The following is a 9175-nucleotide window of genomic DNA, read 5'->3' as shown; positions in this document are numbered from 1 at the left end:
GCGCCCCGCGCCCCGCGCCCTCGCGCCCCGCGCCCCGCGCCCCGCGCCCCGCGCCCCGCGCCCCGCGCCAAGATCTCCGCAACTACCCCGATGTTGCTGCCTGCGACACGCAAGGTGACAGCAACATCCCCGATACTGCGCGGATCTTGACGACGGACCCCGCCCCGAGACCAGGAGCGGGGTTGGGGTGCCTCCGGCCGCCAAGGTCACGCTCGAACCACGATGTAGTGGCCTCGGCGACGCGCCGAGGCCACTACATCGATGATCAAGGGCGATCTTGGGTCGGTCGAGCGGTCAGAGCCGCACGCCGGGCCAGTGGGGGTCGCGGCCGAGGTAGGCGAGCAGGGCGCTGACGTCGTCGGCCTCCGCGCCGGCGTCGAGCGCCGGGGCGTACGCGCCGTAGTTCCGCAACGGCTCGACGATCTGCCGGGCTACCTCCAGCAGGGGACGGGCCAGGTCGTCGTGGAGCGGGGACGGCTGGCCGGTGGCCGCCGCGATATCCCAGGCGTGCACCGCCGCGTCGAGGGCGCACGCGACGGCGCCCACCTGGGCCGGCAGCGCACCCTGGGGCAGCGGCGTCCGCACCTGCGGATCATCGTCGGCGACTCCCGCCCAGGCGCGGGCGGACGCGTCGAGTGCGGCGCGCAGCCCGATGAGCTTGTCACCCTCGATCCGACCGGAGGGCGCGAACGGATCCTCCGACGGCCCCGCCCCGCCGACGATCGCCGCCGCGAAGGCGATCTGGTCGCCGGTCGCGTGCTGGAGCACCTGCGTGACCGTCCACCGCTCGCACGGGGTGGGCAGGTCCCAGGCGTCGGCCGGGATTCCCTCGGCGGTCGTCCGGAGCATCGTGTGCGCCTCGTCGAGCACGACCCGCCAGTGTCCAGCTGCCATCTCACCCATTGTCCCGACCCTCTCCGCCGACCCCGCCGGGCGAGCGATTCCGCTCACCCGTGAACGGAATGTTCCGCTCCGTTCTGCAATCAGACTAGCAGACCGGAACGATCCGTTCCACTACTGATTCACGTGGAGGCGCAACAGAACGAGCGCGGCACCCCAAAGGGGCGCCGCGCTCGACGACTGTGGGACGGAGTCGGGTCAGACGTTGAAGCCGAGGGAACGGAGCTGGTCCCGACCCTCGTCAGTGATCTTGTCCGGGCCCCACGGCGGGAGCCACACCCAGTTGATCCGGATGTCGTTGACCAGGCCGCCGCCGGGGCCGGTGGTCAGCGCCTGCCGCGTCTGGTCCTCGATGACGTCGGTCAGCGGGCAGGCCGCCGAGGTGAGCGTCATGTCCAGGGTGGCGACGTTCTCGTCGTCGACGTGGACGCCGTACACGAGGCCCAGGTCGACCACGTTGATGCCGAGCTCCGGGTCGACGACGTCCTTCATCGCCTCCTCGATGTCGGCGATCATGGCCTTGCTGACGCCGCCCGCGGGAGCGGCGGCGTCACCCGTGCCATCGGTCGTCGCGGCGTCGGTCTGCGGCACCACTGGGGTGTCACCGGCCTCCGGCGTCGCCTCGGTAGCGGTGTTCTCGCTCATGCCAACCCTCCGCATCGCTGCGTGATGCCACAAGGCACCACTGTGTCATTCGCTCGCTGACGCTCGCTCATGCCGTCACCTCCGGGCTCACACCCACACCGGCGCGTGCCGCGGCGTCCTTGAACGCCATCCACGGCAGCAGCGCGCACTTGACCCGGGCCGGGTAACGGGCCACACCCGCGAAAGCAACCCCGTCACCGAGCACGTCCTCGTCCGGCGTGACCTGGCCACGTCCGGACATCAACTCCACGAACGCCTCGTGCACCTCGAATGCTTCCCCGGCGCCCCGACCGCGCAGCAACTCGTGCAGCACACTCGCCGATGCCTGGCTGATCGAGCAGCCCATCCCGTCGTACGAGATGTCGTGCAGCACCGTGCCGTCGGTGGCCACCCGGACGGTGACCTCGTCACCGCAGGTGGGGTTGACGTGGTGCGCCTCCGCGACCTGGTCACCCGGGTCGTCGGCATCGCGCAGGCCACGCCCGTGCGGGCGCTTGTAGTGGTCCAGGATGATCTCCTGGTAGAGCTGGTCGAGCTGCATCAGTCGAACACCTTCCGCACCTGCTCCAGACCGGCCACCAGAGCGTCGATCTCCTCGGTGGTGGTGTAGAGGTAGAACGATGCCCGGGTCATGGCCGGGACGCCGAACCGGCTGCAGACCGGCTTGGCACAGTGGTGGCCCACCCGCACCTGCACGCCGAGCGAGTCGAGCACCTGACCCACGTCGTGCGGGTGCACGTCACCGAGTGCGAACGAGATGGTGCCGCCCCGGCCCACCGGCACCGTCGGACCGAAGATCCGCAGGTCAGGTACCGAGCCGAGAGCCTCCAGCGCGTACGCCGTCAGCTCCTTCTCGTGCCACTGGATGGCCCGCATCCCGATGCCGGTCAGGTAGTCGACCGCCGCACCGAGCGCGACCGCCTCCGCGATCGGCGGGGTGCCCGCCTCGAAGCGGGCCGGCGGCGCGGCGAACGTCGAGCGGGCCATGGTGACCGTCTCGATCATCGAGCCGCCGCCGAAGACCGGCGGCATGGCCGCCAGCAGCTCACCCCGACCCCAGAGCACACCGATGCCGGTCGGACCGCACATCTTGTGACCGGTGAAGACGATGTAGTCGGCGTCCAGGTCGACCACGTCGATGGGCAGGTGCGGCACCGACTGCGAGCAGTCCAGCAGCAGCAGCGCACCCACCTCGCGGACCCGCGCGGTGATCCGGGAGGTGGCGTTGACGGTGCCGAGGATGTTGGACATGTGCACCAGCGAGACGATCTTCGTCCGTTCGGTGACCAGATCCTCCAGGCCCGACTCGTCCAGCCGCCCCTGGTCGGTGACCGGGAACCAGCGCAGGGTCGCGCCGGTGCGCTCGCAGAGCAGCTGCCACGGAACGATGTTCGAGTGGTGCTCCATCTCGGAGATCACCACCTCGTCGCCCGGGCCGAGCCGGAAACGGGGATCGGCGTCCGGGCGCAGCGAGGCGTTCGAGAAGGCGTACGCCACGATGTTGATCGCCTCGGTGGAGTTCTTCGTGAACACCACCTCGTCGGTGCTCGGCGCGTTGATGAACGCGGCGATCTTCGCCCGCGCCCCCTCGTACGCCTCGGTGGCCTCGGTGCCCAGGGTGTGCACCGAGCGCGACACGTTGGCGTTGTGCCGCGCGTAGTGCTCGTCCAGCACGTCGAGCACCTGGCGGGGTTTGTGCGAGGTGTTGGCGCTGTCGAGGTAGACCAGCGGGTGCCCGTTGATGTCCCGACCGAGGATCGGGAAGTCGGCGCGCACCCGGGCCACGTCGAAACGCGGCACGTCGTCGTACTGCGGCATCCCCGAGGGGATCGCGATGCTGGTCATCTCGGCAGCGCCTCTCCCGCTCAGGCCTTGGCCGTGCCGGCCCCGGCGGCGTACCGCTCGTAGCCCTCGGCCTCGAGCTTGTCGGCCAGCTCCGAGCCGCCCTGCTCGACGATCCGGCCGGCCACGAAGACGTGCACGAAGTCCGGCTTGATGTAGCGCAGGATCCGCGTGTAGTGGGTGATCAGCAGCACACCGGTGTCGCCGTTGTCACGAACCCGGTTGACGCCCTCGCTGACCACGCGCAGCGCGTCCACGTCGAGACCGGAGTCGGTCTCGTCGAGGATCGCGATCTTCGGCTTGAGCAGCTCCAGCTGGACGATCTCGTGCCGCTTCTTCTCACCACCGGAGAAGCCCTCGTTGACGTTGCGCTGGGCGAACGCCGGGTCCATCTGGAGACGCTCCATCGCACCGCGCAGCTCGCCGCCCCAGGTACGGAGCTTCGGCGCCTCGCCGTCGATGGCGGTCTTCGCGGTCCGCAGGAAGTTCGCCACCGAGACGCCGGGCACCTCGACCGGGTACTGCATGGCCAGGAAGAGGCCGGCGCGGGCGCGCTCGTCGACCGTCATGGCCAGCACGTCCTGGCCGTCGAGGGTCACCGTGCCGCCGGTGATCTCGTACTTGGGGTGACCGGCGATCGAGTACGCCAGGGTGGACTTGCCGGAACCGTTCGGGCCCATGATCGCGTGGGTCTCGCCCGACTTCACGGTCAGGTCGACGCCGGCCAGGATCGGCTTGAGCTCACCCTCGGGCAGCTTGACCGACACCTTCAGGTCGCGGATCTCCAGGGTGCTCATTATCGGGTCACTCCATTACTCGGCGTCAGGCTGAGGTAGATGTCGCCGTCGCGGACTTCGACGGGGTAGACGGGGACGGGTTCGGTGGCGGGCAGGCCGGTCGGCTCGCCGGTGCGCAGGTCGAAGCGCGAGCCGTGCAGCCAACACTCGAGCGTGCAGCCGTCCACCTCGCCCTCGGAGAGCGCGACCGAGGCGTGCGAGCACTCGTCGTACGCGGCGTAGAAGCCGCCGTCCTCGCCGTGCACCAGGGCGATCGGCGTGCCGTCGACGTCCGCGCTGATCGCGGTGCCCTTCGGCACGTCCTCGGTGGAGCAGATGCGGATCATCAAGCGCCCGCCTTGGTCAGCCGGGCCTCGATCGCGTCGCCGAGGCTCTCACGCAGCGACTCCACCGGAATCTTGTTGATCAGCTCGGCGAAGAAGCCACGCACCACCAGTCGGCGGGCCTCACTCTCCGGAATGCCCCGGGCCATCAGGTAGAACAACTGCTCGTCATCGAAGCGGCCGGTCGCGCTGGCGTGACCGGCGCCGGCGATCTCGCCGGTCTCGATCTCCAGATTGGGTACGGAGTCCGCCCGCGCGCCGTCGGTGAGCAGCAGGTTCCGGTTGATCTCATACGTGTCGGTGCCGGTCGCCTCGGCCCGGATGAGCACGTCGCCCACCCAGACGGTGTGCGCGCTCTCGCCCTGCAGAGCCCCCCGGTAGCCGACGTAGCTGCGACAGTCCGGGACGCTGTGGTCGACCAGCTGCCGATGCTCCAGGTGCTGGCCCGAGTCGGCGAAGTAGACGCCGTACAGCTCGGCCTCGCCACCGCGCCCGGTGTATTCCACGCTGGTGAACTGCCGGACCAGATCGCCACCCAGGGAGACCTGGATGTGGATGACCCTGGCGTCCCGGCCCAGCTTGATCTTCAGGTGCTGGGCCTGGACGGCGTCGTCGGCCCAGTCGGCGACAGTGACCAGCGTCAGCTTCGCGCCGTCGGCCACGGCCACCTCGACGTTGTCGGCCAGGGTGGCCGACCCGACGTGCTCCAGCACCAGTGTCGCCTCGGCGAAGCGGCCCACCTCGACGAAGGTGTGACCGAAAGCCGGCTGCTCGACGCCCTCGCCGACCACCCGCAGCCGCACCGCCTCACCGAGCACCACGTCCGGGGCGACCCGCAGCAGCAGGGCGTCCGCGGCGGCACCGTAAGCCAACGCGCTGACCCGGTCGACAGGGGTCAGCACGCTGCCGACCCGCTCGTCGTCCCTGCCGACACGGGTGATGGCGACGCCCTCGGGCAGGTCACCGTACTCGTGTCGGACCGCGCCGGTCGCGGCCGGCGCGTCGCTGGTCAGGCCGCGGAGGCGCTTGAGCGGGGTGAAACGCCACTCCTCCTCGAGGCCGGTGAGGGCCGGGAAGTCGGCGACGTCGTACGAGCGCAGCGCCTGCGTCTTGGTGCTGGGCGGCGGCGCGGAAGCCTGGGTAGTCATTTCTTCCTTGGTCTGTCTGTTCCGTGACGACGAGTTGGGGCCGGGTGTGACGGGCCGAGGTTCCGGCCCGCCACGGGGAGCGGCGGCGTCAGCCGACCGCGCCCTCCATCTGAAGCTCGATCAGACGGTTGAGCTCCAGGGCGTACTCCATCGGGAGCTCCTTGGCGATCGGCTCGATGAAGCCACGCACGATCATGGCCATCGCCTCGTCCTCGCTCAGGCCCCGGCTCATCAGGTAGAAGAGCTGGTCGTCGCTGATCTTGGAGACGGTCGCCTCGTGACCCATCGACACGTCGTCCTCACGGATGTCGACGTACGGGTAGGTGTCCGAGCGGGAGATGGTGTCGACCAGCAGCGCGTCGCACTTGACAGTGCTCCGGCTGTGGTGCGAACCCTCCAGCACCTGCACCAGACCCCGGTACGAGGTGCGGCCGCCGCCACGGGCGATCGACTTCGACACGATGGTCGAGGAGGTGTGCGGCGCGGCGTGCACCATCTTGGCGCCGGCGTCCTGGTGCTGACCCTCGCCGGCCATCGCCACCGAGAGCACCTCGCCCTTGGCGTGCTCGCCGGTCATGTAGACCGCCGGGTACTTCATGGTCACCTTGGAGCCGATGTTGCCGTCGACCCACTCCATGGTCGCGCCCTCGTGGCAGACGGCGCGCTTGGTGACCAGGTTGTAGACGTTGTTCGACCAGTTCTGGATGGTCGTGTAGCGGCAGCGCGCGTTCTTCTTGACGATGATCTCCACGACCGCGCTGTGCAGCGAGTCGGAGGAGTAGAGCGGCGCGGTGCAGCCCTCGACGTAGTGCACGTACGCACCCTCGTCGACGATGATCAGCGTCCGCTCGAACTGGCCCATGTTCTCCGTGTTGATCCGGAAGTAGGCCTGCAGCGGGATCTCGACCTGCACGCCCTTCGGCACGTAGATGAACGAGCCACCGGACCACACCGAGGTGTTCAGGGCGGCGAACTTGTTGTCGCCGACCGGGATCACAGTGCCGAAGTACTCCTTGAAGACGTCCTCGTGCTCACGCAGCGCCGTGTCGGTGTCCAGGAAGAGAACGCCCTGCTCCTCAAGGTCCTCACGGATCTTGTGGTAGACGACCTCCGACTCGTACTGCGCCGCTACACCGGCGACCAGCCGCTGCTTCTCCGCCTCCGGGATGCCCAGCCGGTCGTAGGTGTTCTTGATGTCCTCGGGCAGGTCCTCCCAGCTGGTGGCCTGCTTCTCGGTCGACCGCACGAAGTACTTGATGTTGTCGAAGTCGATCCCGGTGAGGTCCGCGCCCCAGGCCGGCATGGGCTTACGGCCGAACAGCCGCAGGCCCTTCAGCCGCAGGTCGAGCATCCACGCCGGCTCGTTCTTCTTGGCCGAGATGTCCCGCACCACCGCCTCGTTGATGCCGCGCTGGGCGACCGCCCCGGCGGCGTCCGGGTCGGACCAGCCGTACTCGTACCGGCCCAGGGCGGCGAGCTGCTCTTCCTGGGTCAGGGGCTGGACGATCTGCTCGGTCATCTATCTGTCCTCACAGTGGTTACGGGATTACCGGATTGAGCGCGGCCCGGCTGGGTCGGGATGTGCGTGGTGCACACCCCGTCGCCGTGCGCGATGGTGGCCAGACGCTGCACGTGGGTGCCGACCAGACGGGAGATAACCGCGGTCTCGGCCTCGCACAGCTGAGGGAACTCGGCGGCCACGTGCGCCACCGGGCAGTGGTGCTGACAGAGCTGGCCGCCGGAGGCGATCGTGGTCGCATTGGCAGCGTAACCCTCGGCGGTGAGCGCCGCGGCGAGTGCCTCGGCTCGGGCGAGGGGGTCGTCGCCAGCGTCCTCCATGGCCGTCCGACAACGGGATTCGAGAGCGGAGACCTGCTCGGTGGCGAACGCCTCGACCGCGCCCGAGCCGCCGCTGCGCGCGATCCAGCGCAACGCGGCGGTGGCCATGTTGTCGTAGTGGTGTGTGCCACAGCGGACCCGGGCGGCCTCGGTCAGCAGGAACACCTTGGCCGGGCGCCCCCGACCGCGACTGCCCTGCACGGTCTGCTCACGGGCATACACGTCACCGTCCGCGAGCATCGCGTCCAGGTGCCGGCGGATCGCCGCCGGGCTGAGCCCGAGCGCCGCGCCAAGCTGCGCGGCGGTGGTGGCACCCTGCTCCAGCAGCAACTGAGTGACCCGATCCCGGGTGGAGACCTCGGCCGCCGCCGGCCCGGCGAGGCCGGCCGACATGGTCACGGCAGGCGCGGAGGCAGGCGCACCGAGGGCCGGTACGGCCGTCGGTTGGTGCCCGGAGAGCGCCGCCGCGTTTTTCACAACGCCAACGTTACGTAATTACCCGGAGGGTCGCAAACCCGGGCCCCGGTGATCCGAACCACCGAGCCGACGGAGTCGGACGAACCTCGATCACTACGGTGCGTAGGATTTGCGCCGTGAACCGAATCGTCCGTCCGGTCTCCGGCATCCTGCTGCGCCGCCTCGCGCTCGCCTCGATCATCGCGAACGTGGGGATCGTCGTCACCGGCGGGGCCGTCCGGTTGACCGCCTCGGGCCTCGGCTGCCCCACCTGGCCCCGGTGCACAGACGATTCCTACGTCACCACGCCCGAGATGGGCGTGTACGGCGTGATCGAGTTCAGCAACCGCATGCTGACCTTCGCGGTGGGTCTGATCGCGCTGGCCACCGTGCTGGCCGTCCTCCTGCACCGGCCCCGCCGACCTGGGCTCCTCGCACTGGCCGTGGCGGTCTTCCTGGGCATCCCCGCCCAGGCGGTGATCGGTGGCATCACCGTGCTGACCAACCTCAACCCGTGGGTGGTCGGGCTGCATTTCCTCGCCTCGATGGCCGTGATCGCCGCCGCGTACGCCCTCTGGCGACGCATCGGCGACCCCGACGGCCCGACGGCGGCAGTGGTGCCCGCACCGCTGCGCGCGCTGGCCCGGGTCACCACCGGCGTCACCGTCGCCGTGCTGGTCGTCGGCACTTGGGTCACCGGTAGCGGCCCGCACGCCGGCGACCACGGCGCCGCCCGCAACGGGCTCGACCCGGAGACGATCTCGCAGGTGCACGCCGACGGGGTCTTCCTACTGATCGGTCTCTCGGTGGCGCTGATCTTCGCGTTCCGCGCCGTCGGCGCGCAGCGGGCCACCCGCGCCGCGATCATCCTGGTCGCCGTGGAGTTGGGTCAGGGCCTGATCGGGTTCGTGCAGTACTTCACCCACGTGCCGGCGCTCCTGGTCGGCGCGCACATGCTCGGCTCCTGCCTGGTGCTTCTGGCCGCCCTGTCGGCGCAGTGGTCCACCCGGGAACGCCGCCCGGTCGCCCCGGCCCCCGAGGCCACCCCGACCGACGCCGCCGCCCCGGTACCAGTCACCGCCTGACCGCCCCGCGCCCCGCGCCCCGCGCCCCGCGCCCCGCGCCCCGCGCCCCGCGCCCCGCGCCCCGCGCCCCGCGCCCCGCGCCCCGCGCCAAGATCTGCGCAACTTCCCGGATGTTGCTGCCTCCGACACGCGGGAGACAG

Annotated in this window: 10 protein-coding genes; 1 reads left to right on the top strand and 9 read right to left on the bottom strand. The window is 70.0% G+C overall.

Translation table 11 applies throughout. The features are described from left to right. Positions 1-294 precede the first annotated feature (294 nt). The 9 genes from AB0C19_RS33480 to AB0C19_RS33440 form a co-directional block, all read right to left on the bottom strand. On the bottom strand, positions 295-894 hold the full coding sequence (locus tag AB0C19_RS33480) for a TIGR03086 family metal-binding protein (RefSeq protein ID WP_357191970.1): 600 nt from the start codon (positions 892-894) through the stop codon (positions 295-297). A gap of 204 nt (positions 895-1098) precedes the next feature. Further along, the gene (locus AB0C19_RS33475; RefSeq protein ID WP_357191968.1) at positions 1099-1545 is read right to left on the bottom strand and encodes a metal-sulfur cluster assembly factor; all 447 of its coding nucleotides are present in this window, start codon (positions 1543-1545) and stop codon (positions 1099-1101) included. Between the two features lie 67 nt (positions 1546-1612). Further along, a complete protein-coding gene (sufU, locus tag AB0C19_RS33470) occupies positions 1613-2086 on the bottom strand; it encodes a Fe-S cluster assembly sulfur transfer protein SufU (RefSeq protein ID WP_357191966.1) in 474 nt (157 codons plus the stop codon). Continuing rightward, positions 2086-3390, bottom strand: coding sequence for a cysteine desulfurase (locus tag AB0C19_RS33465; protein WP_357191964.1), 1305 nt, complete (start codon positions 3388-3390; stop codon positions 2086-2088). Before AB0C19_RS33465 ends, sufU begins: the two co-directional genes overlap by 1 nt. A 20-nt stretch (positions 3391-3410) precedes the next feature. Beyond that, positions 3411-4184: a Fe-S cluster assembly ATPase SufC gene (gene sufC, locus AB0C19_RS33460; protein WP_210784991.1), complete on the bottom strand. Its 774-nt coding sequence runs from the start codon at positions 4182-4184 to the stop codon at positions 3411-3413. Further along, positions 4184-4510 carry a non-heme iron oxygenase ferredoxin subunit gene (locus AB0C19_RS33455; RefSeq protein WP_091403693.1) on the bottom strand — a complete coding sequence of 109 codons (327 nt, stop codon included), beginning with the start codon at positions 4508-4510 and terminating at the stop codon, positions 4184-4186. Before AB0C19_RS33455 ends, sufC begins: the two co-directional genes overlap by 1 nt. Continuing rightward, positions 4510-5655 carry a Fe-S cluster assembly protein SufD gene (gene sufD, locus AB0C19_RS33450; protein ID WP_357191961.1) on the bottom strand — a complete coding sequence of 382 codons (1146 nt, stop codon included), beginning with the start codon at positions 5653-5655 and terminating at the stop codon, positions 4510-4512. Before sufD ends, AB0C19_RS33455 begins: the two co-directional genes overlap by 1 nt. Positions 5656-5743: 88 nt before the next feature. Next, a complete protein-coding gene (gene sufB / locus AB0C19_RS33445) occupies positions 5744-7174 on the bottom strand; it encodes a Fe-S cluster assembly protein SufB (protein ID WP_091403689.1) in 1431 nt (476 codons plus the stop codon). Beyond that, positions 7171-7887 (bottom strand): ArsR family transcriptional regulator, encoded by a 717-nt coding sequence (locus AB0C19_RS33440; protein WP_357191972.1) that lies wholly within the window; start codon positions 7885-7887, stop codon positions 7171-7173. The genes sufB and AB0C19_RS33440 overlap by 4 nt, the downstream gene beginning before the upstream one ends. A gap of 182 nt (positions 7888-8069) precedes the next feature. Between AB0C19_RS33440 and AB0C19_RS33435 the strand changes: the two genes are divergently transcribed. Continuing rightward, positions 8070-9035 (top strand): COX15/CtaA family protein, encoded by a 966-nt coding sequence (locus tag AB0C19_RS33435; protein WP_357191959.1) that lies wholly within the window; start codon positions 8070-8072, stop codon positions 9033-9035. The last annotated feature ends 140 nt before the right edge of the window (positions 9036-9175 follow it).

This window comes from Micromonospora sp. NPDC048842 (assembly GCF_040649935.1).
Lineage (GTDB): Bacteria > Actinomycetota > Actinomycetes > Mycobacteriales > Micromonosporaceae > Micromonospora > Micromonospora hortensis.
This window is presented reverse-complemented; position numbering and strand designations above follow the sequence as displayed.

Coding starts and splice junctions, on each gene's coding strand:
- AB0C19_RS33440 (WP_357191972.1), bottom strand. CDS start 7,887: ATGTCGGCCGGCCTCGCCGGGCCGGCGGCGGCCGAGGTCTCCACCCGG.
- sufC (WP_210784991.1), bottom strand. CDS start 4,184: ATGAGCACCCTGGAGATCCGCGACCTGAAGGTGTCGGTCAAGCTGCCC.
- AB0C19_RS33455 (WP_091403693.1), bottom strand. CDS start 4,510: ATGATCCGCATCTGCTCCACCGAGGACGTGCCGAAGGGCACCGCGATC.
- sufD (WP_357191961.1), bottom strand. CDS start 5,655: ATGACTACCCAGGCTTCCGCGCCGCCGCCCAGCACCAAGACGCAGGCG.
- AB0C19_RS33480 (WP_357191970.1), bottom strand. CDS start 894: ATGGCAGCTGGACACTGGCGGGTCGTGCTCGACGAGGCGCACACGATG.
- sufB (WP_091403689.1), bottom strand. CDS start 7,174: ATGACCGAGCAGATCGTCCAGCCCCTGACCCAGGAAGAGCAGCTCGCC.
- AB0C19_RS33475 (WP_357191968.1), bottom strand. CDS start 1,545: ATGAGCGAGAACACCGCTACCGAGGCGACGCCGGAGGCCGGTGACACC.
- AB0C19_RS33465 (WP_357191964.1), bottom strand. CDS start 3,390: ATGACCAGCATCGCGATCCCCTCGGGGATGCCGCAGTACGACGACGTG.
- sufU (WP_357191966.1), bottom strand. CDS start 2,086: ATGCAGCTCGACCAGCTCTACCAGGAGATCATCCTGGACCACTACAAG.